The sequence below is a fragment of the Dehalococcoidales bacterium genome, from assembly GCA_041652735.1.
Taxonomy (GTDB): Bacteria; Chloroflexota; Dehalococcoidia; order Dehalococcoidales; family RBG-16-60-22; genus RBG-13-51-18.
The window spans coordinates 132,324-156,916 of record JBAZGT010000001.1 but is presented as its reverse complement, the minus strand read 5'-3'; the positions used below and the strand labels follow the sequence as shown (position 1 = coordinate 156,916).

Annotated in this window: 23 protein-coding genes; 4 read left to right on the top strand and 19 right to left on the bottom strand. The window is 57.9% G+C overall.

The window, feature by feature from the left end; translation table 11 throughout:
- Positions 1-106: 106 nt before the first annotated feature.
- Positions 107-1,012 (bottom strand): hypothetical protein, encoded by a 906-nt coding sequence (locus WC370_00745; protein ID MFA5307998.1) that lies wholly within the window; start codon positions 1,010-1,012, stop codon positions 107-109.
- A gap of 244 nt (positions 1,013-1,256) precedes the next feature.
- Between WC370_00745 and WC370_00740 the strand changes: the two genes are divergently transcribed.
- Positions 1,257-1,862 (top strand): LysE family transporter, encoded by a 606-nt coding sequence (locus WC370_00740; GenBank protein ID MFA5307997.1) that lies wholly within the window; start codon positions 1,257-1,259, stop codon positions 1,860-1,862.
- A gap of 26 nt (positions 1,863-1,888) precedes the next feature.
- On the opposite strand, the gene secF is transcribed toward WC370_00740, so the two are convergent.
- From secF to recA, 10 genes are all read right to left on the bottom strand, one after another.
- A complete protein-coding gene (secF, locus tag WC370_00735; protein ID MFA5307996.1) occupies positions 1,889-2,806 on the bottom strand; it encodes a protein translocase subunit SecF in 918 nt (305 codons plus the stop codon).
- Complete coding sequence (gene secD / locus WC370_00730; protein ID MFA5307995.1) at positions 2,806-4,362, bottom strand: protein translocase subunit SecD; 1,557 nt, start codon at positions 4,360-4,362, stop codon at positions 2,806-2,808. The genes secF and secD overlap by 1 nt, the downstream gene beginning before the upstream one ends.
- A gap of 24 nt (positions 4,363-4,386) precedes the next feature.
- Entirely contained in the window at positions 4,387-5,889 is a 1,503-nt protein-coding gene (locus WC370_00725; protein MFA5307994.1) for an HD domain-containing protein, read from the bottom strand.
- Between the two features lie 71 nt (positions 5,890-5,960).
- Complete coding sequence (locus WC370_00720; protein ID MFA5307993.1) at positions 5,961-6,464, bottom strand: hypothetical protein; 504 nt, start codon at positions 6,462-6,464, stop codon at positions 5,961-5,963.
- A complete protein-coding gene (locus tag WC370_00715; protein MFA5307992.1) occupies positions 6,461-7,168 on the bottom strand; it encodes a glycerol-3-phosphate acyltransferase in 708 nt (235 codons plus the stop codon). The genes WC370_00720 and WC370_00715 overlap by 4 nt, the downstream gene beginning before the upstream one ends.
- Before the next feature lie 273 nt (positions 7,169-7,441).
- Positions 7,442-8,269: a PHP domain-containing protein gene (locus WC370_00710; protein ID MFA5307991.1), complete on the bottom strand. Its 828-nt coding sequence runs from the start codon at positions 8,267-8,269 to the stop codon at positions 7,442-7,444.
- Positions 8,266-9,093: a TIGR00282 family metallophosphoesterase gene (locus tag WC370_00705; GenBank protein ID MFA5307990.1), complete on the bottom strand. Its 828-nt coding sequence runs from the start codon at positions 9,091-9,093 to the stop codon at positions 8,266-8,268. The genes WC370_00710 and WC370_00705 overlap by 4 nt, the downstream gene beginning before the upstream one ends.
- 166 nt (positions 9,094-9,259) lie before the next feature.
- Positions 9,260-10,798 (bottom strand): ribonuclease Y, encoded by a 1,539-nt coding sequence (gene rny / locus WC370_00700; GenBank protein ID MFA5307989.1) that lies wholly within the window; start codon positions 10,796-10,798, stop codon positions 9,260-9,262.
- A 37-nt stretch (positions 10,799-10,835) separates the two neighbouring features.
- Positions 10,836-11,498, bottom strand: a complete 663-nt coding sequence (locus WC370_00695) for a regulatory protein RecX (GenBank protein ID MFA5307988.1) — start codon at positions 11,496-11,498, stop codon at positions 10,836-10,838.
- Between the two features lie 95 nt (positions 11,499-11,593).
- Positions 11,594-12,610, bottom strand: coding sequence for a recombinase RecA (recA, locus tag WC370_00690; GenBank protein ID MFA5307987.1), 1,017 nt, complete (start codon positions 12,608-12,610; stop codon positions 11,594-11,596).
- Positions 12,611-12,937: 327 nt separating this feature from the next.
- On the opposite strand from recA, the gene WC370_00685 reads away from it, so the two are divergent.
- The gene (locus WC370_00685; GenBank protein MFA5307986.1) at positions 12,938-13,648 is read left to right on the top strand and encodes an acetate--CoA ligase family protein; all 711 of its coding nucleotides are present in this window, start codon (positions 12,938-12,940) and stop codon (positions 13,646-13,648) included.
- Between the two features lie 70 nt (positions 13,649-13,718).
- Positions 13,719-14,138, top strand: coding sequence for a hypothetical protein (locus WC370_00680; protein ID MFA5307985.1), 420 nt, complete (start codon positions 13,719-13,721; stop codon positions 14,136-14,138).
- Here the strand turns inward: WC370_00680 and WC370_00675 are convergent, their stop codons facing one another.
- From WC370_00675 to WC370_00640, 8 genes are all read right to left on the bottom strand, one after another.
- Positions 14,139-15,371, bottom strand: a complete 1,233-nt coding sequence (locus WC370_00675) for a CoA transferase (protein MFA5307984.1) — start codon at positions 15,369-15,371, stop codon at positions 14,139-14,141.
- Positions 15,372-15,476: 105 nt separating this feature from the next.
- Complete coding sequence (locus WC370_00670; GenBank protein MFA5307983.1) at positions 15,477-16,352, bottom strand: enoyl-CoA hydratase/isomerase family protein; 876 nt, start codon at positions 16,350-16,352, stop codon at positions 15,477-15,479.
- A 210-nt stretch (positions 16,353-16,562) separates the two neighbouring features.
- Complete coding sequence (locus WC370_00665) at positions 16,563-17,786, bottom strand: CoA transferase (protein ID MFA5307982.1); 1,224 nt, start codon at positions 17,784-17,786, stop codon at positions 16,563-16,565.
- Positions 17,787-17,926: 140 nt separating this feature from the next.
- A complete protein-coding gene (locus tag WC370_00660) occupies positions 17,927-19,168 on the bottom strand; it encodes a CaiB/BaiF CoA-transferase family protein (GenBank protein MFA5307981.1) in 1,242 nt (413 codons plus the stop codon).
- Between the two features lie 114 nt (positions 19,169-19,282).
- The gene (gene glmL / locus WC370_00655) at positions 19,283-20,653 is read right to left on the bottom strand and encodes a methylaspartate mutase accessory protein GlmL (protein ID MFA5307980.1); all 1,371 of its coding nucleotides are present in this window, start codon (positions 20,651-20,653) and stop codon (positions 19,283-19,285) included.
- Between the two features lie 114 nt (positions 20,654-20,767).
- Complete coding sequence (gene glmS, locus WC370_00650; protein MFA5307979.1) at positions 20,768-21,193, bottom strand: methylaspartate mutase subunit S; 426 nt, start codon at positions 21,191-21,193, stop codon at positions 20,768-20,770.
- Positions 21,194-21,322: 129 nt separating this feature from the next.
- On the bottom strand, positions 21,323-22,783 hold the full coding sequence (locus WC370_00645) for a hypothetical protein (GenBank protein MFA5307978.1): 1,461 nt from the start codon (positions 22,781-22,783) through the stop codon (positions 21,323-21,325).
- A 32-nt stretch (positions 22,784-22,815) separates the two neighbouring features.
- Positions 22,816-23,622: an SDR family NAD(P)-dependent oxidoreductase gene (locus tag WC370_00640; GenBank protein MFA5307977.1), complete on the bottom strand. Its 807-nt coding sequence runs from the start codon at positions 23,620-23,622 to the stop codon at positions 22,816-22,818.
- 184 nt (positions 23,623-23,806) lie between these two features.
- Here WC370_00640 and WC370_00635 point away from each other — a divergent pair, with 184 nt between their 5' ends.
- Complete coding sequence (locus WC370_00635; protein ID MFA5307976.1) at positions 23,807-24,589, top strand: glucose 1-dehydrogenase; 783 nt, start codon at positions 23,807-23,809, stop codon at positions 24,587-24,589.
- Positions 24,590-24,593: the final 4 nt, after the last annotated feature.

The following is a 24,593-nucleotide window of genomic DNA, read 5'->3' as shown; positions in this document are numbered from 1 at the left end:
AGCTGGCGAAAGGATTATAATACTGTCAGGCCGCATAGCTCATTGGGCGGCTTGGCACCCCAGGATTTCATAGAACTAGCCGGAAGACGCTAAGATGCAGATGGCACTAAGAATGGGGTAAGGTCACTTGATACCAATCCGCATTACTATTCCAATTTTCAAACCAAACACTTGTATGCCCATCTCTTATTAATTTGGTACCTGTCGCACTAGTTCTAAAATAATACTCAAAAGTTCCTGTACTCATATCTTCACACCATATTGACCACACATTATATGAATAACAAATGTCATATTTAACTACATGGCCGATTGCATAAGGAATAGCGAAAAACTGAGGGTAAAGTCCTAATGCAGTATCAGTCCATATATTCCATCCAGTCCCTTGTATATATAACTGACCCGCCTGTAAAAAATATCGTCCGACATCTGTCATTCCGTTAACCAAAAAATAGCTGCCCCAATCCTGATTAGCTCCTACAACCATAGAAACCAATCGTGCACGCTGACTAGTCACTACTTGACTGGAGGGGTCTGTATTGGCACAAATAGAGAATGTTGGGAAATTGGCCTGTTTCATTCTACTGTCTACAGTAAAATCAATGTTTTGTATTGTACCACGACCGCTAAACCATGGTTGGTTTTCCTTAGCGAATTTAATTAATTGTTCTTGGTTTGCTTGATGTGCCTTTTCAAAATTTTCCTTTGTAGCTCCGTTACCTCCATAGACTGAAATATTCCAACCCTTTGGTAAAGGATTTTTATTGAGGTATTCTGAAATGTTCAGTTTAGCAAACGATTCTTCTATTGTTTTATTGGCATTGTCTAATAGCGTAAGTATAACTTCGCAATCTTTTAACCCATATGTATTTTCAGGGGTCTGGATAAAAATAACAGGATATCCGTTTATTTCCTGTGGATAACTTACTTCATCTGCAATGACTGAAAGAGGTATTATTGAGGTTAAAACTAATGCGATCAGAACTAATATTATACTAAATTTTGAAAACATGTTGTTCTCCTTTAGTTTATATAATACGCTAATAAATTCCGCCATTTTAGGGACGCTCTCTGTCCACTTGCCACATTCTATACAATATATGCAATTTCATCGTAATACTCTAGTTAGTGCCTGCTGGCATTATAGGGCATAAAACGGACAATAGTCAATACTCTTAACAAGAAAAGTACCTTAGCTTCCCGTCGCTCGTAAATGCTATAATGGTATTATCATGTTAGCCGCTCTGGGGACTGTCGTGGTTACTTCACTGTCCGGCGTGATGATGCCGGGCCCCATGTTCACCGTCACCATCGCCAAGAGCTTGAAGTCGCCCTGGGCTGGCGTGCTGGTGTCTTTAGGTCATGCCGTCATCGAGGTGCCGCTCATCGTGGCGGTGTACTTCGGGCTGCGGGGCTTTTTCCAGAACGAGATATTCCAGCTGGTGCTGAGCGTGCTCGGCGGCGGCATGATCGTCTGGATGGGGTACGACCTTTTCCGGGCGCGCAAGAAGATCGTCCGGGAGGGGAGGGATACCACCTATAACGCTTTTACCGCCGGCATCCTGATGAGCGGGATGAACCCCTTCTTCCTGTTCTGGTGGGCCACGGTGGGGCTACAGCTTTTGCTGACCTTTACCGGCACGGTAGGCACCTGGGCGCTGCCCTTTTTTATCATCGTGCACTGGCTGTGCGACCTCGTCTGGCTGTCCGTGGTGTCCTTTACGATATACAAGACGCATGCGTTCTGGGGGGAAAAGGTGCAGGAGTGGGTGTTTATCGTGCTGAGCGTCGCGCTGCTCTACTTCGGGGGGCAGTTCATGGTGAAGGGGATTATCGCTTATACGCAGCGGGGGCAGGTGTAATACCTCCCGCCCCCGCCTTTTAGTTCTTATGCCTTAACCGGGGTGGCTTTCTTCCGCCCGATAAACCGGCCCCACTCGTTCTTGTCCCACACCACCAAAAGCCCCGGCGCCACGAAAACGGAGTCGAACGTGCCGGCGATGAGGCCTATCATCAGCACCACCACGAAGTTCTGGATGGACCCTCCCACGAACAGCAGCAGGGCCAGGCAGGTAATCAGGATGGTGATGCTGGTATTCATGGACCGCCCCAGCGTCTCTATCTGGCTGCGGTTGACCACCGCCTCGAAGTTGGGGCTGACGCCCATGCGCTGGTTCTCCCGCATCCGGTCGAAGACGACGATGGTGTTGTCCAGGCTGACGCCCACGATGGCCAGGATGCCGGTAATAAACATCAGGTTCATTTCCCAGCCGAACATCTTGCCGAACAGGGAGAACAGCCCCACCGTGACCAGAATGTCATGGAAAAGCGCGATGACGAAGCAGGTGCCCCAGCGGAAGGGGCTGGGCATTTTGCGGAAAGCGTAGGTAACGTAAAGCAGCATACCCACCATAGCCACCGCTACCGCGATGCCGGCGTTGCGCGCTGTCTCCGAAGCTATCATGGGCGAGACGGAGTTGAAGGAAGATTCCGACAGCGTCCCGAAGGCGGCGGTAAGGTCGGTTTCTAATTGCGTTTTCTGGGCGTCCGTCAGCACCTCGGTGCGGACGAGGAATTGGCCGGAACCGGTCCGCTGCACGATGGCGTTACTGTAGCCTAGATCGTTCATTTTTTGCTGAAACTGGTCGTATTCCACCGGCGTTTCAAAAGCTAAAGATATGATGGACCCGCTGCTGAACTCGATGCTCGGCTTGAGGCCGAATACCGCCAGCGAGACAACCGCTATCAAGATGAATACCCCGGAAATCAGGAAGTACCAGAACCGTTTTCCCACTATATCAAGCATTATTTTTTGCCTCCGGTTACAGTAAATAGCCGCGTTTTATTGGCCAGCCCGGTGCCGGTCAGCGCGCGCAGCAGCGTGCGGGTCACCAGTACCGCGGTGAACATGCTGACGACGGCGCCGAGGAACAGCGTCACCGCGAAGCCGATTACCGCGGCGTTATGCATGGCCGTGCTGCCCAGCCAGTACAGTATGATGCAGGCGATGAAGGTGGTCATGTTGCTGTCCCAGATGGCGGACCAGGCGCGGTGGAAGCCGGCTTCTATGGCCGCTTTCAGCGTCCGCCCCGCCCGGAACTCCTCCTTCATACGCTCGAAGATGAGCACGTTGGCGTCCACCGCTATGCCCACGCCGACGATGATGCCGCCGATGCTGCCCAGGCTTAACGTGATGGGCCACAGCTTGCATACCGCCAGGGTAAGGGTGGTGTAAAAGACCAGCGCCATGCTGGCCATCAGGCCGGGCAGGCGGTAATAAGCCACCATGAATCCCATCACCAGTATCAGCGCTATCAGCCCGGCTTTCCAGCTCAGTGTGATAAACTCCGCCCCCAGGGTGGCGGAAATTTTTTCCTGCATTTCCGGCGCCTTGAGCGCCATCGGCAGTGAGCCGGATTTCAGCAGGTTGGCCAGCTGCTCCGCTTTGGCCAGGGTAAAGCTCCCGGATATCGTGCCCCGGCCTTCATATTTTTCGGAAGTCAGCTGCGGCGCGGAAAGCAGGTTGTCGTCCAGGAAAATTCCCAGGGCATACTGGTAGGAATAGGTACCGCCGGCGCCCGCCGGATTGTGCAGGCGTGCCGCAATCTGGTCGAATATCGTCGCCCCTTCGGTGTTCCATTTAATATCTATCTCCGGTTTGGAGCTGGTCTGGTTGATATTGGGCTGCGCGTCCGCCAGCAATGAGCCGGTCAGCGCCGTGCCGTCATCGCCCCGGGTTACTATCCACGATTCACTGGCGCCGTAAGTCTTCAGCGATACGTTATCGGTCGGGTTACCGGCCCCGTCGGTCAGGGTGATCACGCCGTCGATATTGCTCACGAAGGCGATAGTCTTGTAGGCATAATCGCCGTTATCATCGGTTCCCTGGGTGACGAATACCCGGTTGCCGGTTTCCGCCGTGTCGATATACTGGAGCTGATCCTGGCTCAAATAATCTTTAAGATAGACCATTCCGCCGGAGCTGTTCTTTTCCACCTCCCGGAACTCGAGGAAGCCGACCTGCTCCACCAGGCTCCTGGCGGCGGCGATATCGGTAAAGCCGGGGAGCTGCACCATGATGCGGTCATTGCCCAGCTGCTGGACTACCGGCTCCGTAACGCCGAACTGGTCGATACGTTTTTCAATGGTAAGCACCGCCCGGTCCATATACGCCTGGCGGTCCTCGGTATTGTTCCCGCTGAAATCGGCCTGGTAAATCAGCTGCACGCCGCCCTTCAGGTCCAGCCCGAGGCGCAGTCCGTCCCGCCCCAGACGGCTGGAGTCTACGGGAAGCAGCACCCACAGGGTAAAGGCGAAGATGACCAGTATTACCAGCAGCACTATCTTGTTATTTCTTGTCATGTTTCTCTCCGGGTGAACTCAAATTCAGTTGGTCCCAGCCCGTTCACGGAACAGGCGTTTCAGATATTTCAATGCCTGGGCGCGGGTGGCTATTTCTCCGGCGGCGCGGGCTTCCCGCAACGCTTCCAATAGCTCCCCCACCGCCGGCCCCGGCTTTAGCTTGAGGCTTTGCATCACGTCATTGCCGTTAAAAATATTACCCGGCGCCGCCTGGTTTTCCGCCGCCGGGTACCGGGATAAAACATATTCCGTCTCCCGGGTGTGTTCCCGCCACCCGGCCATGTCCAGGGTGTTCCCCCGCGCCGCCAGGTGGTCGGCCAGGCACAGGTAAAGCAGGTCGATGCCCACCTCCCCGGTATCGCGGAAAAAGCGGTAGACCGCCCGCGCGGTAGGCAGGCCCTCGTGGCTCATCTGGGTGGGGCGGAGGTGGTATTTAATTAACAGCGCTACCAGCTGTATTTCACGCTTACTGAAGCGCAGCCGTGTCATAATTGCCGCGGCCGCGGCGGCGCCCTGGTCCGGGTGCCCCAGGAACCGGGTGCGCTCTCCGTCCACGGTGCGGGTCTGCGGCTTGGCTATATCATGTAAAAGCGCCGCCAGCTTGAGCATGGTGCGGCCGGTGCTGCCGCGGCTTATTTCGCGGTCGAAGTGGCGGCGGAGTTTATCCGACCACGGTACGGCCGCCAGCGCGTCTTCCCCGGCGAAATCGCAGCCGGACTCCCGCAGCACGAACTCAACGGCGGCCACGGTCTGTATTGAATGGTCGAACACGTCCCAGACATGCAGTTTCGGCTGTTCGACGCCCCGGGCCGGCTCCAGCTCCGGGAAAAGGGCGGTAAGCAAACCCAGCCGGTCCAGGTAAAAAAGACGCCCGGCGGCGCCGGGCAAAGCCAGCAGGCGCAGCAGCTCTTCGCGGATGCGCTCTCCGGCGACCCCGGTCACCAGATGGCTGTTGTTTACAATCAGTTTTTCGGTGCCTTCCTCGATATCGAAACCTAGCTCCGCGGCCAGGCGCGCGGCGCGCATCAGGCGGGCGGGGTCGGAGGTGAAAACGCTGTCGCTCACCGCCCGGATGAGGCGGCGGTCAAGGTCTTGCCGACCGTTAAACGGGTCGATAATATCATTGACGGTAATGGTTTTTAAGCTTTTGTCCAGCGCCGCCGCCATGGCGTCTATGGTAAAATCGCGCCGGGCCAGGTCCTGCGTTATATCGCCCTGCAAAGTGGTAAAGTCCACCTGCCATTTATTTTCGGGCAAGACTACCCGGCCGATGCGGTTCACGTCATCGAGCTCTACATAGGCGCCCCCGAGGCACGCGGCGGCCTCCCGGGCAACCGCCGGCGCATCCGCGTCCACCGCGATGTCTATATCCGCCGTATCGCGTCCCAGCAGCATATCCCGCACCAATCCGCCGACGATGAACGCGGGGATGTCCTTGCTGGCGAGAAAATGGCTGATTTGCGTCAGTAGCCGGGAAGCCTCGGGCCCGATGACTATTTTTGTCATTTCTATGGTAAGCGCAGGCATCTGTTTAACTATACTATCAAGTTTTGGAATTATCAAGTGTAGCTATATCTAATTTCATATTTGTTTAAGCTTTAACGCAGGCGGCTGACGGCCGTGGAAACGGCTACCGCCACGGCGATGATATCCAGCAGCAGTCCCAGCCCTAATCCCGGTATCCGCCCGAAGGTAAAGATATTGACCAGGTAGCAGAAGAACACCCCGGCGGAGCCGATTATCGCCAGCGGCAGGCCCCGCTTGCGGTTGACCGCCAGGCCGGTTATCTCCGCGATGGCATAGCCTACCCCGGCGGCCAGAATCAGGTTGAGATAGATGAAAGAAAAGAGGCCGGTAATTAAACCCCACCCCACTCCGATAACCGCCGCCGCCCCCAGCGCCGCGCCGGTGGCGCGCAGGTAGTAAGCGGAAGAAAGACGGTAGGTGGGCAGTCTTTTTATTTTAGCGCAGTCCCGGCACCTGGCCCCCACCGGCGTTTGCACCAGGCAGCGGGGGCATATAAGTTTGCCGCACTTGCCGCAGCGCAGGTTGGTTTCAACGTCCGGGTGGGTGGCGCACCGTAAAGGTCCCGGCTCCGTCATGCCCCGCTTTCCTTCTTGGGGGGCAGTTCCCGGTGCACCCAGGCGCTCCGGTCCCGGATATCCCGGTCGAAGAGCAGGCGGTTCCAGAGGACGCGCCCCATGCCGGTCTGGATTTTCTCGCTGGACTTCTGGGCGGTGAGGCGTTTGATGACGATAATCAGCAGCAACGCCAGGTAGGCGAAGGTAAGCGACGGCGGGTCGTCCACCACTTTACTGGTTACAGGCAGGGAAATCAGACCTAAAAGTATGGGCACGGGCGTGCGCCGCGCGATAACGAGCCCGGCCACCCCCACGGTGAAAAAGATTACCAGCGGCCAGGTGGTTATCTCGTCGGTATTGAGCATCGGCAGGATGATGATAATGCCCAGGCTGGTGGCGATGCCCCGCCCCCCGTGGAAGCGGAGAAAGACCGGCCAGTTGTGGCCGGCCACCGTGGCCAGGCCTACCGCGAACTGGAGGCCGGGGTCCAGCCCCACCCTCCAGGCGATGATGATCATCATCATGCCTTTGAAGAAGTCGAAAATGCCGATAGACAGGCCGAGGGCGCGGGAGGTGGTCCGCCAGAGATTGCCCCCGCCCACCTGCTGGGTGCCCTGTTTGCGCAGGTCTATGCCGCGCGACCGCCCGGCGAGGTAGGACAGCGGCATCGCACCTACCAGGTAGGCGGCGGCTACCAGTATCACGAATTTAAGCCAGATATCCATCGATCTCCTTCAGCAAGATTTCTTTGCCATAATTATAATATATTTTCCCGTTGATGTGGAATTTGGGGGAATAAAAATAATCCGCTCACCCTGAGTGAGCGACTTTGTCGCCATCCCGCACCGATTCGTACCTCATCCGGTGTACCGCATGACCATAGGGAATCGGGATATGACGCAGGAATCGGGACTTGTCGAAGGGTGATTCTATAGCTTCAATGGGTTTACCGGAGGGAAAAACAGCCCGGCAGGAGAATCGCAAGCGGAGGATTATAGTTAACGCCCCGCCATCTTCATCAGTGCCTCCGCGGCGGCCATAGGCACTTTCACCCCGCCCATCATCACCTCTCCGGCGTTTTCCAGGCCGTGGTAGTCCGTGCCGCCGGTGGCTATCAGCCCGTACTTTTCCGCCAGCTGCCGGGTGTTTACCGTCCGTTCCGGGGTGTTGTCCTTATAATAGACTTCTATACCTACCAGCCCGGCCGGCTTTAGCTGCCGCACCATCGCCTCCGGGTCTTTGACGGTGAAGGGGTGCGCCAGCACCGGCAGGCCCCTGGAGCGTACGATTAGAGCTACCGCTTCCTGCGGCGTCATCTTTTCCCGCTCCACGTAGGCCGGAGCGCCGTGGCCGATGTACTTATCGAAAGCTTCCTCGAAGGTGGCTATGTATCCCTTTTCCAGCATCGCCCGCGCTACGTGCGGCCGGCCGATAGCGCCGTCCCCGGCTATTTCCTGCACCCGGCTCCAGTCGATATCGATGCCTAAAGCAGCCAGCTTTTCCACCATTTTGCGTCCCCGCCCCGTCCGCGATTCGCGGAATTTCAGCAGCTCTTGCTCAAAAACGGGGTCGGTGTAGTCAATGAAATAGCCCAGGATATGCGCCTCGCCGTCGGGCAAATCGGTGCTGATTTCCACGCCGGGGATGAGGGTCAGGCCGGGATATTTTTTTAGCGCTTCTAAAGCCGGGGCTATACCGGCGATGGAATCATGGTCGGTGAGGGAAATGACCTTCAGCCCCAGCGCCGCCGCCTTGCTCACGATAGCTTCCGGCGCTAATTTGCCGTCGGAGGCGGTGGAGTGGATATGGAGGTCAACCAGGCTCATGTTTCGTCCATCTCCCGGCGGATGCGTTCGATGCCGGTGGCCTTGCCGCTGCTTTCGTCGATTTCCACGATAACGGCGTTCAGCTCCGGTTTGCCCTTGCCCACGGAAAGGTGGTACGGCATCTGGGTGAGGAAACGCTGGAGGACAGCATCGGCGTCGTCCCCGATGACTGAATCGGTCGGGCCGGTCATGCCGATATCGGTAACGTAGGCGGTGCCGCCCTTTAAAATCCGCATATCGGTGGTACCCACGTGAGTGTGCGTGCCCAGCACGGCGCTTACCCGCCCGTCCAGATAGCGCCCCAGGGCCACCTTTTCCGAGGTGGCTTCCGCGTGAAAATCGATGATGATAACGGGGGGCCTGTCCTTAAGCTCCGCCAGCAGCCGGTCCATGGTGCGGAAGGGGCAATCGTAGGCATTCATGAAGACCCGGCCTATCAGGTTGATTACCAGCACCTTGCCCATGACGCGGTAGCCCCGCCCCGGCACGCCTTCGGGATAGTTCAGCGGCCTGATGACGGGCATATCCGTGTCCAGGAAGGGGATTATCTCTTTCTGGGCGAAGATATGGTTGCCGGAGGTCAGGATATTAATGCCGTCGTCCAGCAGCTCCCGCGCCGTGCTGGAGGTCAGCCCGAAGCCGCCGGCGGTATTCTCGCCGTTGGCCATGATAAAGTCGATTTTATATTGCTTGCGCAGGCCGCGCAGGTAGTGATGTACCACCTGCCGCCCCGGCCGCCCTACGATGTCTCCGATAGCCAGTATGTTCATATTATTTTTGTTTATCCCCACCCCCGCCGCCTGGATTCCAGCCCCGATTGGCATACGGGGTATACTACTTTCGCTGGAATGACAAGATTCTACTGCCATTGCGGGCCGGAGGGCGAGGGTTACTTATTTTCCCTCCTCCCCGGGATTCTTCGCTGCGCTCAGAATGACAACTCAATGAGATTGCTTCGTCGCTGCACTCCTCGCAATGACATATGCTTTTCTATTTGGCGTAGTCCACGGCGCGGGTCTCCCGCAGCACGGTGACCTTTATCTGACCCGGATAGTCCAGGGTCTCTTCTATCTTTTTCACGATGTCCCGCGCCAGCCTCATGGCGCCCAGATCATCGATAGTTTCCGGCTTCACCAGGATGCGCACCTCGCGCCCGGCCTGGATGGCGTAGGACTTCTCCACGCCCTTGAAGCTGTCAGCGATGTCCTCCAGCGCCTTGAGCCGCTTGAGGTAGTTTTCCATGGACTCGCGGCGGGCGCCGGGACGGGCGCTGCTGATAGCGTCAGCCGCCGAGGCGATATAGCCCCAGATGCTGGTATCGCTGGTCTCCATGTGGTGCTCGGAGACGCCTTTATAGACATCAATATTTTTATCCCATTGCTTGACGAGGTCGGCGCCGATAGCGGCGTGAGTGCCTTCAACCTCGCGGTCAACCGCCTTGCCGATATCATGCAAAAGCCCGACCTTCTTGGCGGTGTTGACGTTAGCGCCGATTTCCGAGGCGATCATGCCGGCCATGTAGGCCACCTCGGTGCTGTGATCCAGGGCGTTCTGGCCGTAGCTGGTACGGAACTTGAGCCGGCCCAAAAGTTTTATCAGCTCCGGATGCAGCTGCACGCCGAGCTGCTGCGCCGCCTGCTCCCCGGCTTTTTGGATTTCCTCTTCCACTTCCGTTTTGGCGCGGGCGGCCATTTCCTCGATGCGGGCCGGGTGGATGCGCCCGTCCAGCACCAGCCGGTTCAAAGCCACGCGGGCTATTTCCCGGCGGACGGGGTCGAAGCTGGATATCGTTACCGCTTCCGGCGTATCGTCGATGATGAGGTCGACCCCGGTGGCCTGTTCCAGCGCCCGGATATTGCGCCCCTCCCGCCCGATAAGCCTCCCCTTCATCTCGTCGTTGGGAATAGGTACGACGGATACCGTGGTCTCCGCCACTATTTCCGAGGCGCTGCGCTGTATGGCCAGCGCCAGTATTTCCTGGGCTTTTACCGCGGACTCTTCCTTGAGCTTGTTTTCCCACTGGTGCAGCCGCCTTGAGGCTTCCTGCTGCATCTCCACTTCCATGGCGTCCAGCAAAGTCTGCCGGGCTTCCGCGCTGGACATGCCGGAGACAATCTCCATCTGCTTCAATTGCTTGTCCTTGAGCTCCACCACCTGGGCGCGGACGGCGTCTATTTCTTTTTCCTTGTTAATCAGGTTGCGGTCGCGCTGCTCCACGCTTTCCAGCTTGCGGTCCAGTGTTTCTGATTTCTGGTTCAAGCGGTTTTCCTGCCGCTGCACCTCGGTCCGCCGCTCGCGGTACTCGTTCTCGGCGGAAGTCTTGGTGCGTTTGGATTCCTCCTGCGCCTGCTGTAATAGCTCCTTGGCTTCATCTCTGGCTTCGGAGACCATCTTGACCGCTTTTCTTTCCGCTTGCCGTATCTGGCGGTTGATGAACACACGGCGGAACAGGAAAAATCCCCCGATGCCTAGTATGATACCTATGATGAAGGCAAAACCAATTGCAAGGTATACTAAACCTGCATCCACTGCACTCCTCCTTATTTAAAGTTTGTAGATTTTATATTTATGTAACCGCTTTCAGGCTGCGGTTGTCTTCCGGTATTTGATGGCGCTCCCGCCAGAGTCGCTTCGTTGTTTCATCGATTACGCCGTAGCTGAATCCCCGCCGCCCTAAAAATCCCCCCAGGCGCTGGCGGAAGTCCCGGTAGTCCTCTGTAGAAAGGCGGCGCGCCCTGGCTAATGCCGCCTGGTAGGCGCTTTCATGGTCGTCGATGTGACTGACGGCCTGTTCGATGGCTTCCGTAGAAAGCCCTTTGCGCTTCAGCTCCAGCTCCGTCAGGCGCCGGCTGCGCGGGCTGAACTCCTGCCGGTTGTCTCTCCAGAAATGCGCAAAGGCAATATCGTCAATAAGTCCCTGCTCTTTAAGCCGGGCAACGGTTTTTTCAATTTCAGCATCGGGGAAGCCGCGGCGCAGTAAACGCTGCCTGATTTCCGCCTCGGAGCGCGGGCGGTAGGCCAGGAAACGGACGGCGGCGTTGCGGCAGCGCTGGCAACGGTCCAGCCCGGCCAGAGCTTCCAGACTGCTCTCCGTAAGCTCTTGCCCCACCTGTAAGCCCGCTTTCAGGACTGTTTCCGCCAGCAGGGCAATGGCCGGTTTTCCGTCCAGGATAACGTTGATGCGCTTTTCACGGGTCTTGCCCGGTTTAAGTCCGGTTATCTTGCTCATCGGTTAATTTCTCTATCTAAAAACACAAAAGGCTGAAGCGTCTGCCTCAGCCTTATCTTTCCGTGCTATCGGTTGGCTTATCCAGCCGAATGGCTTTAATCTTCTTCCGCAGATGCGGAATGGGCAGCGCCGGCTGAAGCTCTGATTTTGTCTTCAATTTCCTTTTTGAGCTCGGGATTTTGCCGCAAATACTGCTTGGCACTCTCCCTGCCCTGTCCGAGGCGGGTGTCCCCGTAAGAGAAAAAGGCGCCGGCTTTGTTGATGAGACCGTATTCTATACCTATATCAAGGATGTTGCCCTCTTTGCTGATGCCGTGGTCGAACATGATGTCGAACTCGGCGCTGCGGAAAGGAGGCGCAACTTTATTCTTTACTACCTTGGCTTTAACATGACTGCCGATTGCTTCATTGCCCTGTTTGATGGTCTCGGCGCGGCGGAGCTCTATTCTTATCGAGCTGTAGAACTTGAGCGCCCGGCCTCCGGTCGTCACCTCCGGATTACCGAAGACGATACCAACTTTCTCTCTGAGCTGGTTGATGAAAATAACCGCCGTGCCTGATTTTCCGATGGCCCCCGCCAGTTTGCGCAGGGCCTGCGACATGAGACGGGCCTGTAAGCCCATCTGCGGGTCACCCATGTCCCCTTCGATTTCCGCCCGGGGTACCAGAGCCGCCACGCTATCGATGATGATGGCGTCGACGGCGCTGCTCCTTACCAGCGCTTCCGTGATTTCCAGGGCTTGTTCGCCGGTGTCCGGTTGTGAAATAAGCAACTCATCCACTTTGACGCCGCAGTTGGCGGCGTAGGTCGGGTCAAGGGCGTGTTCCGCATCTATATAGGCAACCGTTCCACCTGTTTTTTGTGCTTCGGCAATGATATGCTGCGCCAGGGTAGTTTTTCCCGATGATTCGGGTCCGAATATCTCCGTGATACGTCCTCTCGGTATCCCTCCAATACCGAGGGCAAGGTCTAAAGCCAGCGAGCCGGTGGGAATGGCTTCAATCGGCGGCAGGCCGGAGGACTCCCCCAGTTTCATGATGGAGCCTTTGCCGAACCGCTTTTCTATCTGGCCGATAGCCAATTCCAGTGCTTTAACTTTCTCCGTTGTCATCTCTCGCCTCACCCCCGATAATAGCACAACTGTTTTACCAAAACAAGGGCTTTATCAGCCTGAGGTACGCAGTGACGGCATGACCCGCCAAAATATTTTAGTAATGTGTTAACGTCTTTTTGACCTTGCCCTTTTTTACGCAAAGCGGCCGGGCATGGGTGTTTCACCGGGGCTGATGCCCTACCCCCTTTTTTGATATCCCGCCCCGCCCGCAGTTATAATGCTAATGTATTCCCCGTTAATACCTGCTCAAGAGGCAGCCGGCGGGATATGGGGGGTGCGGCGGCGCGTGAAAAACGCCGCCGTGGTAAATAACCGGGGGTAAACATGAACAAAATAAACAGTATGATAAAAGACCTGCAAAAGCAGGGCCGGGATATCCTGACGGAGATAGAAGCCAAGCAAATCATGCAGGCGGCCGGCATTAAAACCGTGGCCACCAGGCTGGCGGCGTCGCAAAAAGAGGCGGCGGCCGTCTCCGCGGAAATAGGCTTTCCGGTGGTTTTGAAGATAGCATCGCCGGAAATCACCCATAAAAGCGATGCCGGCGGCGTGAAAACAGGACTTAAAAGCGCGGCGGATGTCCGCCAGGCCTACCGGGATATCATGGCTTCCGTCCGCGCCAAATACCCTAAAGCTAAAATAGAGGGCGTGTCCGTGCAGAGCATGGCGCGGCCGGGCATTGAAATCATTATCGGCATGTCCCGGGACGCGCAGTTCGGGCCGGTTATCATGTTCGGGCTGGGCGGCATCTTCGTGGAGGTCCTGAAAGACGTCGCCTTCCGGCTGATTCCCGTCTCCCGGTATGACGCTGAAGAGATGATAAAAGAAATCAGGGGTTACGCGCTGCTGAACGGCTACCGCGGGCAGGAGCCGGCGCATATACCGTCGCTGGTGGACGTTTTGCTGAAAGTCTCCGAACTGGTGGACAAAACGCCGGAAATCAAGGAAATCGACCTTAACCCGGTATTCGCCTATAAGGACTCCGCCATGGCGGTGGACGCCCGTATCGTATTGGAAAAACCGGAAAAGTCCTGAAGAATGTGACAAAAGGCATAAGTACCGGTTGCCGGGCATGATAGCATGTAGCCTGGGAGGGCTAAAGACGATGAAAAAGGTTTTTGCCTTATTGGGTATTTTGGTTATCTCCGTGATACCGCTGGCGGCGGCATCCTGCGGCCCCGGCGGGCTTTCCGCTTCCCTGGGCGAGCAGTTCACTTTGCCCATCGGCCAGACCATCGCCATCAAAGGGACGGACCTGAAAATTACCTTTGAAGAAGTGAACGGGGACAGCCGCTGCGCTACCGGCAATACCTGCGTCTGGGAGGGGGTAGCCAAGTGCCGGGGGATAATCGACTATGCCGGGGATAAAAATATCATTATCTTTACGATAACGGGCAGCGGCGTGACCGACCAGTCCCTGGCGCACGGATTTACGGCCAGCTATACGCTGGAGCCTTACCCGGTGGCCGGCCAGACCATCGCCCACGGGGACTATTACCTGCTGATGACCGTCACCAGGGAGTAACTACTTCTTTTTTACGGTCTTGATGATGCCCTGCGCTTCCATACCGGCGATGTCGTTGGGTCCATAACCCAGCCTGAGCAGGATTTCTGCCGTGTGCTCTCCCAGCAGCGGGGAAGGCCCCTGCGGCTTACCGGGGGTCTGCTGGAGCTTTACCGGCAGCCCCAGCATTTTAATCTCGCCGCGGGTGGGGTGTTTGGTGGTATAAATCATATCGTTGGCGGCCACCTGGGGATGGGCGCAAATCTCTTCATAAGTCAGGCAGGGGTCGCAGCGCATCCTGGCGTCCCGGAATATCTGCGCCCATTCGGCGCGGGTCTTCCGGCTGAACGCCTCATCCAGCAGCCGGCCTATTTCCTCGCGGTTTTCCCGCCGCGCTGCATCGGTATTGTAACGGGGGTCGTCGGCCAGCTGCTCCACCCCCACCACCTTGCAGAAAGAGGGCCACATCGGCCCGTTGCCGAATATGGTTAAAACGTCCCCGTCTTTGGCGCGGAAGGGCCCGAAGGGCGGGGCTTCATAGCTCCTGCCCAGCTTGTAAGGCATATCGCCGTCGGTCAGGTATTTGGCGAAGCCGGAGAACTGGAGATACATGGCCGCGTCCAGGTTATTTACCGTAAGCGATTGCCCGGCGCCCGTCCGCTCCCGGACGAATAAAGCGGTCATCACCGCGTAAGCCACCAGTACCCCGCCCAGGTGGTCGCAGGCGGGCACGGGCAGCATTTGCGGCGCCCCTCCCCGGAAGCCCAGGACGCTGACCAGCCCGGACATCGCCTGGCTCCACATATCCCCGCCGGCGCGGTGGGCCACCGGCCCCGTTTCCCCGTAGCCGGAGAAGGAGCAGTAAATGATTTTGGGATTGATTTTGGCTATGGCCTCGTAGCCGATGCCCAGCCTGTCCGCCACCCCGGGGCGGAAGCTCTGGAGGATGACGTCCGCTTCTTTGGCCAGCTTCAGGACGATTTCCCGACCCTGTTCCGACCTTATATCCACGGCCAGGTCTTTCTTGCCGCGGTTGAACGCCATCCAGTCCGCTTTATCCGGCGTTTTCCCCGCCTCGCTGGTGTCCAGCATATCGTCGATGCCGGCGGGCAGTCCCAGCCGCGTGGCTTCCCCCTGCACCCTTTCCACCTTGATGACCTCCGCGCCCATGTCCGCCAGCATCGTCCCGCCGAACGGCGCCGCCACGGCGATGCTGAAGTCCAGTACCTTGATGCCTTCCAGCGGGTAAGCCATATATGCCTCCTTTTTAGGAGAAATCAAATAGCAATAAGTTTACAGTCGACGGTTAACAGACCCCGCCCCTTTTCCCCAGCGGTAAACGGTGTACCGTTAATTCCATTATTTATCCAGCTGCTCGTACAGTTTATTCCGCGCGTGTATCGCGTCCCGCACGCCCATGTCCCGCCGCGCTTTGAAGAAGTTGAACTCGTCCTCCTCGAAGTGGATGTTGGTGCCCATGGTATGCGCCAGGAAGTGATTGGACAGGCCGCTGGTGATGCCCATCATGTCATAGACCATCTGCTTGGAGGTCTTGCCCAGCGCGATACCGTCGAAGGGGAATTTGCTGAAGCCTTCGGCGTAGCGGTTGACCTCTTCCTCCAGCTTGTCCGGCGGCACCGCCCGGTTGATGAGCCCGATGCGGGCGGCTTCCTTGCCGTCCATCATGCGCCCGGTCAGGCACATATCCAGGGCGTTGGTCAGGCCGACGCGCAGTATCATCATGGGGGTAATGGTCATCTGGGGAATGCCCAGCCGCACTTCTATCTCGCCGAACTTGCAGTCCTCCGCCCCCACGATGAAGTCGCAGAGCATGTACATGTCCATGGACGCGCCCAGCAGGAAGCCGTGGGCCTGCACCACCGTTATCTTGGGGAAATTGAGCAGCTTCTGGGCGCATTCGTAAAAGAGCTTCCTGTCGAACTTGATGCGGTGGCGGATGGGGGTCTTGGGCGCTTTCTCGCCGGGCTTGGGGTTTTTCCACCCGTAAACGAACCCCACCTCGTGCAGGGGGGCGCCGGCGGCTAAAGCCCTTCCCGCCCCCTTGATAACCAGCACCTTGATGTCGTCTGCCTCCTCCACCACGTCCAGCGCCTTCCAGAAGTCCTTGACGCCGGTGTTCATGGTATCGGGGTCGTTCAGGGTAATGCGCGCCACGTAGCCGCTGCGCTCGTAAATAACGTCCTTAAATTCCCCGGCCTTTTCAAACTTAAGCATTTTGCGCCTCCAATATATTTGTCATTCTGAAGGAGCGAAGCGACTGAAGAATCTCGGTGGGGTGGGGGAAAACCTCCCCGCCCCGGTATCCTTCGCTACGCTCAGGATGACATTATTTAAGTATCAAGTGTCAAGCAGCAAGCCCCCCCACCCCCGCGGGATTCCCGCTCTCCTTCGACAAGCTCTGGATGAGCGGGGATGCCATATCCTCTATTCAAATAAACCCTCCTGCATCAGGCCGACGAACTCTTCGTCCGTCATGCCCAGCATCTCCGTGCAGATTTGCTCCGTGTGCTCGCCCAGTAAGGGCGCCGGCGAGTACGCTTTGGCCGGCGTCTTGGAAAGCTGGAAGCTCTGCCCCAGGTGGGTGAACTCCCCCATCTCGGCGTGCTGCATCGGCCAGTAGATATTGCGCTGCCGCAGCTGGGGGTCGCGGTAAACATCGGCGGCGTTTGCCACCACCCCCGCCGCCACCCCCGCCGACTGCAGCCGGGACATGACCTCTTCCGGGGTAAGATTAACCGTCCAGTCGCCGACTATTTTATTAAGCGCGTCCTCGTTCTCCTTCCTGTTTTCCAGGGTATCGAACCAGGGGTCGCTCACCAGTCCGGGCTGCCCGATTTCACTACAGAAATTCGCCCATTCCTCGTCGGTAGTCACGGCGATGGTACACCAGCGGTCGCTGCCTTTACAGGGATAGACCCCGTGGGGGGCGGCACAGGGGGAAGCGTTGCCGATTCTTTCCGGCTCCCGGCCGTTGGCGCTGTATTCCAGCACGCCGGGCAGGATGAAGGATATGGCCGACTCGAATTGTGATATGTCCAGGAGCTGCCCTTTGCCCGTCCTTTTTCGGTAGTCCAGGGCGGCAATCAGGGCGGCGGCGGCATAGCGGGGGCTGATGCAGTCCGTGTAGGCGCTTACGCCCACCGGCAGCGGCTCTTTGCCCGGCCAGCCGATAAAGTTGGGCAGCCCGGCGATGGGCACCAGCACCATCCCGAAGGCCGGCAGGTTTTTATAAAGCCCCGTGGAGCCGTAGCCGCTCTGCCGCAGCATGATGACGTCCGGTTTTATCTTTTTCAGGTTTTCGTAGTCCAGCCCCCATTTTTCGATGACGCCGGGGGTGTAGTTTTCCATGAAGACATCGCACCACCCCACCAGCTTTTTGGAGATTTCCGCCGCTTTGGGGTGGTTCATGTTAAGGGTAAAACTCAAAATATTGCCGTTGAAATAGGTAAAATAGCCGCCCCGGTTCAGCCCCGGCCGGTTGTCTTTATAGGGCGCGGACGAGCGCATGGTGCAGGGGCGCAGGCTGGTTTCGATGCGTATCACCGTTGCGCCGTGGTCGGCGAAAAACTTCATCGTCAGCGGGCCTACCACCGCCCAGGAGTAGGACAGTATTTTCAGTCCGCTGAAAACGCCCGCTCTTTTTTCCATGTTTAATCTTTCCGTTCCCGTTTTTATTACCCGCTCATGGTGAGCTTGTCGAACCATGAGGTTGGCGCTTATTTTCTCACCCTTCGACAGGCTCAGGGTGAGCGGCATCTGCCGCTTTGATAATTATATCCAGCCGGACACTAAATAACCCGAGCAATTTTCAGCTCATCCAGTTCTTTTTCGGAAAGCCCTATTTCTTTATACACCTCTCCGTTATGCTCCCCGGTGAGGGGGGCGCGGCAATGCGTGGCGCAGTCCGTCTCTGACGCCCTCACGAACTCTTTGGGGTAGGTGAGGCTGGCGCCCAGCTCCGGGTGCTCTATCTGCGTCCAGTAGCCGCGCTCTTTAAGGCAGGGGTCTTCCAGCAGGTCCTGCATGCTGGATAAAGGCCCCAGGGAAACGCCCCGCGGCACCGCCCCCTTTAAAAGCTCCTGCCGCGTGTGCTTTAAAAAGAAAGCGCTGATGGGGTTGGCAATCTTGTCCATTGTTTCCTGCGTTACCGTGAACATGTCGAAGCTGTCCCAGTCCAGGCGCAGCAGGAAATCGGTCGCCATCTTTTCCTCGTCCATCCAGGCCGCCAGGGCGCTTAAGGTCTTGGCCCCCGTCCTCCCCCCTATAACGTTGAAAAACAGGTAGCCGTCTTTACAGCGCCAGACCTGCCGCTGCCCCACCTGGCTGCTCGTCCCCGCCCGGAAAGCCCCGGCGCGCTTTAAAATAGTCCCGTTAAGCTCGTAGGAGGGGATGGCGTTGGCCTGGAACCAGGCGGCGCTCTGCTGCATGGACACGTCCACCCGCTGCCCCTCGCCCGTCTTTTCCCGGTGGTGGTAAGCCACCATGCAGCCCGCGGCGGCGTCCGCCCCGGCGTGGAGACAGGCCTGGGACAGGCTGATATGGACGGGGGGGCCGTCGCTTTCGCCGGTCTGGTAGAGCGTGCCGCTCATGCCCATGACCACGATGTCCGGCCCCTTGAAGTCGCGGTAGGGCGCTTCCGTCCCGAAGGGCGTGATGGACGCCCAGATGACTTTAGGGTAAATTTGGCTGATGGCGTCATAGCCGATGCCCAGCCCGTCCAGATAGCCCGGCGGGAACGACTCTATGATGAAGTCGGCGGCGGCGGCCAGCTTTTTAAAAATCTCGCGTCCCCGCGACTTTTCGATGTCCAGCGTGACGCCTTTTTTATTGGAGTTGTAGGCGAACCAGTACAGGCTTTGCTGCGGGTCCGGCGCGCCGCCCCGGAACCCCCCGATATTGCGGGAAGGGTCGCCGCCCGGTCTTTCCACCTTGATCACGTTCACGCCGAGGTCGGCCAGGATTTTCCCGCAGAGAAATCCCTTGTCATCGGTCAGGTCCAGGGCGCGGAGGTGTCCCAGCATTTTTTCCATAATAGTCAACCCTGTCATTCTGAAGGAGCGAAGCGACTGAGGAATCTCGGGGAGGGGTGGGGTAAGTACGTCCGCCCCGGTATCCTTCGCTGCGATCAGGATGACACACCAATACTATATTTGCTCGAGGTACTTCTTGGCAAGTTGCAGCGCCTTTTTCGGCTCCGCCTGGCTCAAAAGCCCCACCGCGTAAAGGATGTATTGCGCATCGAGTAAAAGGCGCGGGTTTTTGGGCTTAAGGATTAGCGGGTTTTCCGGCTGGAACAAAACGCCTTCCAGAATCCGGCGGGGGTCGGCGGCGAAGATAACCGGCCCCCCGGTGCCGATGACCGTCTTGATGCCGGTCAGGTCTTTGCCGTGCTGGAGCAGCATCTCGCCGGTTGGCCCGTATATTTTCTCGATGCGCCCCGCGTGCTGGTTTACCGCTACCTCCACCGCCACCCGGGACAAAAGCTCATGGCAGGCTATTTCCGCGGGAGTACGCGGCAGCCGGCCTTCATGAAAGGAGCGGCAGGCGGCGGTAAAGTCCGGCGGCAGCTTTTTGCCGCGGGTAAATTCACTCAAGCTATCGATATTATGCTTCAGCCCGAGGTTGCCCTCCACCGTGCGTTTCACGTAGGGCTCGGGCAGGGTATTGACCATGGCCACGCTGCCGGAGGACGGGTTGCCCCCGGCGATGGAGTGGACGTCGGTGGTGGCGCCGCCGGGGTCGACGACCATCAGCTCGCCGAAGCCGGGCTCGCCTTCGCATCCTTCGGCTAAAAGTTTGGCGGCTTCCAGCACCGCCGAAGGCGTGGGCATGATTACCTCCCCCACGATGTCCCGCGCCCGGGAAATGCCTTTGGCCCGGATGATGTTGTTGATGAAAATGTCCCGTATCTCTTTATTGCACGGCGCGGTGTCCAGCACGCCTATTTCCGGCATGACGTTTTTGGTATAGATAACGCGCTTTTGGCTGTTTTTGAAAGCGGCATCGATTTCATCGTAGGCGGATTTATTCCCCGCCACGATGATATTACCGATTTTCTCACCCGTCCGCGCCAGCATTTTGGCGTTATGGATGATGACCGCGTCATCGCCGCCGTCCGTGCCGCCGCAAAGCAGCAGGATGTCCGGCGCTGTATTTTCAATTTCACTGATTTCCCGGCTGGTCAGCTTGTAGGAGTAGCAACCGATGACTTTAGCCCCCGCCCCCAGGGCCGCGTGACTGGCCGCCTTGCTGGTAAGCTCCGGCACGAAGCCGGTGCAGACCATGCGCAGGCCCCCCGCCGCGCTGGAGCAGGCCAGCGAGTTCTTTTTCTCCGGACCGCCGATGCCGGTTTGGGCGCTGATTTCCTCCAGGGCTTTTTCCAGCCCCAGGGTGATGTCCGTGTCCACGGTGGAGGGCACCCGGGCGGTGGCCGCTATCGCCACTTTGTCCAGGTCTATGGCCGCCACCTTGGTGTAGGTGCTGCCGAAGTCGATTAACAGCTTAATGTTATCCATGGCACCCGGTAAAAACCAAGATACAAGATACAGACACCAAAGAAAAACTCAAATAAAAAAGGGGGGAAAAGGGGTGGGGCTTGGTCTTGGTATCTTGGCGTTTGGTTATTATCCTTACATCTTTCCCTTCGCCTTGAGGTCGTTTTTCAAGTCCTCGATGCCCTTTTCCGTGTCCGTCTCCGGCGGGTACACCCGGTCGAACCCCAGCTTCTTGAACCGCGGCTCCACCTCCTTGGGGTCGTACCGGCCTATGACCAGGTTCCCGCCGATGTAGAGGAGAACGTCCCCCAGCCCCGCCTCCATACGTTTTTCATTAAAGTCTTTCAGGTCCAGCTCCGCCATGCCGTAGAGGGAGGTCATCAGGATGGCGTCCGCCCTGGTCTCCTGCGCCACGCTGATAAACTCCTCCGGGGATACCTGCATGCCCAGCTCCACTACCTTGAAGCCGGCGTCTTTCAGCGCGCGGGACAATACCTTGGTGCCGATGACGTGCGCGTCCATCCCCACCGTGCCGGTGATGACTGTCGGTACTCTTTCCATGGCTCTCCTTTAAAGTATTCTCCAGCTGTCATGCTGAGGGAGTTTACGACCGAAGAATCCCGGGGTGGGGCGGCTATAGCCCCGCCGCCGCCGGATCCTTCGCTCTGCTCAGGATGACATAAGCGTATATTACTTGTCATACGGCGGCAGCCCCACTATTTTCCCCTTGCTCATGCTCCACAGGTCACGTACCGCGGTATGGTAGTCCGCCTTTTTCCCTTCTATTTTCTCCCGTTCCGCTATTTTCTGGCGGTGGAAATCCCGGGCGGGTTTGGGTATGGGCAGGTTGCCGAACTCCAGGTAGCGGCAGGCGCCGTGCGCGTCCCTCACGCCCAGCACCTTGTCCTTGACGGTGATATTGGGGCACCACGGCGAGTCCAGCACGCCGGCCTCCACCGCTTTGATGGTGCCGTCCACCACGTCGCCGTCGCCGAGGTCCAGGATTTTGTAGAATATCGCCTTGACCTCCATCTCGGTCAGCCTCATCTCGGTTTCCACGTCCTTGATATTGATATCGATTTTTTGCTCGCGGATGACGTCGAAAATCCACCTGGCGGAGCGGTAGCTCACGGCGTTGGTATCTTTGGTCGGCACCCCCGCCCCCTCGTCGATGCTTCTCAAATCGGTGGCGTTGCTCTTGGAAAGCGCCCCCACCATGGCGATGTAGTTAAGGTAAGCGAACGCCCCTCCCATGTCCTGAGCGACCGGGAAAAGGGGCGTCTGGGCGGGGCAGCAGCCGGTTATCATGCAGTCTTTGTAGCCGAATTTGTCCAGGTATTCCCTTATCAGCCGCGGGGCCAGCTTTATCCAGGCCATGTCCTGCGCCATGTTGCCCATGCAGTGCACCAGCGGGTAGACCGCTTTCTGCCCCTGCTCCGCCGCCGTCAGCGCCTGGATAATCAGGCACACGATGTTCACGCTCAGCGGGACGGGCGCGCCGGGCAGCCAGCCGTGCAGGTCCGTGCAGAGTATCACCCCCCGGTCCGCGTACCAGCCGGCCAGCCGGGTGCTGTTCTGCCATTTCTCCACCAGCTCCCGGATGGTCATTTTCTTGGAGTAGCTGGCCCAGGTGATGAACTCCAGCCCCCCCTCCAGGGTGGTCAGCCCGGAAGCGATGGCGATTTCCCCGCCCGCGCCCCGCGGACTGAAAGCCGCGTCCACGCTTTCCACCAGCTTGCGGGTGTTTTTCACCCCCTGGTTGATGATGGGGTAGCCGTTCAGGAGCGCCTGGCCGGTGCGGTTGCACTCGTCCAAAATGCCCTGGACTTTTTCATACTGCCCGTGGCGGGTATAGCTGTCCGTGGTCACCGGGATAAGCACCACGCCGGAGTCCCGCAGTCCCTGGCAGAGCTCGATCATTTTTTCCAGTATAGGGGTGCCGGCGCGGGGGAAAACGCTCATGCGGCCTTCCTCGCGCAGCTTCACCATCACTTTCCACCAGACCTTGCTGTCCGGCAGGCTTTTCTGGAAAGCCACTGCCTCCTCGAAGTCCACTTCCCGGCCGGTGGGCCACCTGTCCAGCTCCTCCCGGCGTTTTTTCATTAATATTTCGTCGTCGATACGCTGGTTAACGACTCTTGCCTTTTTCATATCGCCTCCGTTAGTGTCTTAAGCGGTATTTATCACGACTGCGGCGTGGAAAGGAAAGTGGCCGCGTGCGAGTTCAGGGGCTGGCCGCCGGCTGCGTAGATAATCTGCCCGGTAACGTAGTCGGACAGGCCGGACGCCAGGAACAGGGCCGGCCCGGCTATATCCTCCGGTTTGCCCATCCGCCCCAGCGGTACCTCTTTCTTGCACAAGGCCGCGAAAAACGCGTCCCTGGCCGGTCCCGGCTCTTGCAGGGAGTCCCAGAACGGCGTCTCGACGGGCCCCGGCACGATGGCGTTGCAGTAGATGTTTTGCGGCGCCAGCTCGAAAGCCAGATTGATAGTCAGCCCCAGCACCCCGGCCTTGGCCGCGTGGTAGTGCAGCACGGATACCGCCGGATGCACCGCCCCCATGGAGGAAAGGTTGATAATCTTGCCGTACTGCTGCTTTTTCATGTAAGGAATAACTGCCATGCAGCACAGGAAAGTCCCCTTGAGGTTAACGTCCAGGACATGGTCCCAGTCCGCCTCGGTGGCGTCCGTGGTGTCCCCGCCCTTTACGTCTATCCCCCCCGCGTTGTTCACCAGGATATCTATTTTCTGGAATTTCCTGATGGTCTGCGCCACCATGTCATCCACTTCCGCGCTTTTGGAGATATCCGCCTGCAGCCCCAGGGCCCGCCGCCCCAGCGCCTCTATTTCTTTAGCCGTTTGCTGAGCCTCCGCCAGGTGGCGGCTGGTCACCACCACGTCGCACCCCTCCCCGGCAAACTTGAGCGCTATCGCTTTGCCCATCCCCTTGGTCCCCCCGGTCACAATGGCTACCCTGTTTTCCAGTAACACTGACGGCCTCCTTGCTTACTGCGTTATAGCGGCGTTTGAAAGATACGGGTGGATAAAACCCTTTCGTGTTATTATATACCAAAATGTCGGAAATTTGCGCTGGACCGGAAAATCATGTATTTATAATGTATAATATGTATATCAATGCGGCGGCGCTAAAGCCGGCGGAGCAAAGGAGCTTTTGGTGAAGAAACAGTTTGACGGCAAGGTAGCCCTGGTTACCGGCGCGGCTTCCGGCATCGGCCGGGTGGGGGCGCAGATTTTCGCGCGGGAGGGGGCTAAAGTTATCGTGGTGACGGACGCCAATATCAAGGGCGCGGAAGCAACGGTAAAGCTGATTAAGGATGCCGGCGGCGAGGCGTCTTTCGTGAAATGCGATGTCTCCAATGCCGCCCAGGTGGAGGCCATGGTGGACAAGGCCGTCAGCCTTTACGGTCGGCTGGACTTCGCTTTCAATAACGCCGGCATCGGGCCGGACGGCAAGCGCGTGCCGGTGGTGAACATCGTGGACTGCCCGGAGGAAATCTGGGACCGCACCCTGGATATCAACCTTAAGGGCGTCTTTCTCTGCCTGAAATATGAGATGAGGCAGATGTTCAAACAGAAATACGGCGTCATCGTCAACACTTCGTCTATCGGCGCGCTCAACGCGGTGCCGGGCTTCTGCGCTTACATGGCCAGCAAGGCCGGGCTGAACGGCCTGACCAAGAACGCCGCGCTGGAAGCCGCCGCTTTTAACGTGCGGGTCAATACCATCATGCCCGGCCCCACGGACAACACGCTGCTTTTCGAGTACCTCACCGGCACCACGCCGGAGGTGAAAAAACATATGGTGGACATGATTCCCCTCCGCCGCGTCGCCCACCCGGAGGACATGGCGGAAGCGGTAGTCTGGTTTTGCTCGGACGCCGCCTCTTTCATCACCGGCCAGTGCCTGGCCATCGACGGCGGCACCACCGTATCCTAGCTAA

Bases quoted from the DNA above. Each gene is read 5' to 3' on its own strand.
- WC370_00745 (MFA5307998.1), bottom strand. From the start codon at position 1,012: ATGTTTTCAAAATTTAGTATAATATTAGTTCTGATCGCATTAGTTTTA.
- secF (MFA5307996.1), bottom strand. From the start codon at position 2,806: ATGCTTGATATAGTGGGAAAACGGTTCTGGTACTTCCTGATTTCCGGG.
- secD (MFA5307995.1), bottom strand. From the start codon at position 4,362: ATGACAAGAAATAACAAGATAGTGCTGCTGGTAATACTGGTCATCTTC.
- WC370_00725 (MFA5307994.1), bottom strand. From the start codon at position 5,889: ATGCCTGCGCTTACCATAGAAATGACAAAAATAGTCATCGGGCCCGAG.
- WC370_00720 (MFA5307993.1), bottom strand. From the start codon at position 6,464: ATGACGGAGCCGGGACCTTTACGGTGCGCCACCCACCCGGACGTTGAA.
- WC370_00715 (MFA5307992.1), bottom strand. From the start codon at position 7,168: ATGGATATCTGGCTTAAATTCGTGATACTGGTAGCCGCCGCCTACCTG.
- WC370_00710 (MFA5307991.1), bottom strand. From the start codon at position 8,269: ATGAGCCTGGTTGACCTCCATATCCACTCCACCGCCTCCGACGGCAAA.
- WC370_00705 (MFA5307990.1), bottom strand. From the start codon at position 9,093: ATGCCAATCGGGGCTGGAATCCAGGCGGCGGGGGTGGGGATAAACAAA.
- WC370_00695 (MFA5307988.1), bottom strand. From the start codon at position 11,498: ATGAGCAAGATAACCGGACTTAAACCGGGCAAGACCCGTGAAAAGCGC.
- recA (MFA5307987.1), bottom strand. From the start codon at position 12,610: ATGACAACGGAGAAAGTTAAAGCACTGGAATTGGCTATCGGCCAGATA.
- WC370_00685 (MFA5307986.1), top strand. From the start codon at position 12,938: ATGAACAAAATAAACAGTATGATAAAAGACCTGCAAAAGCAGGGCCGG.
- WC370_00680 (MFA5307985.1), top strand. From the start codon at position 13,719: ATGAAAAAGGTTTTTGCCTTATTGGGTATTTTGGTTATCTCCGTGATA.
- WC370_00675 (MFA5307984.1), bottom strand. From the start codon at position 15,371: ATGGCTTACCCGCTGGAAGGCATCAAGGTACTGGACTTCAGCATCGCC.
- WC370_00670 (MFA5307983.1), bottom strand. From the start codon at position 16,352: ATGCTTAAGTTTGAAAAGGCCGGGGAATTTAAGGACGTTATTTACGAG.
- WC370_00665 (MFA5307982.1), bottom strand. From the start codon at position 17,786: ATGGAAAAAAGAGCGGGCGTTTTCAGCGGACTGAAAATACTGTCCTAC.
- WC370_00660 (MFA5307981.1), bottom strand. From the start codon at position 19,168: ATGGAAAAAATGCTGGGACACCTCCGCGCCCTGGACCTGACCGATGAC.
- glmL (MFA5307980.1), bottom strand. From the start codon at position 20,653: ATGGATAACATTAAGCTGTTAATCGACTTCGGCAGCACCTACACCAAG.
- glmS (MFA5307979.1), bottom strand. From the start codon at position 21,193: ATGGAAAGAGTACCGACAGTCATCACCGGCACGGTGGGGATGGACGCG.
- WC370_00645 (MFA5307978.1), bottom strand. From the start codon at position 22,783: ATGAAAAAGGCAAGAGTCGTTAACCAGCGTATCGACGACGAAATATTA.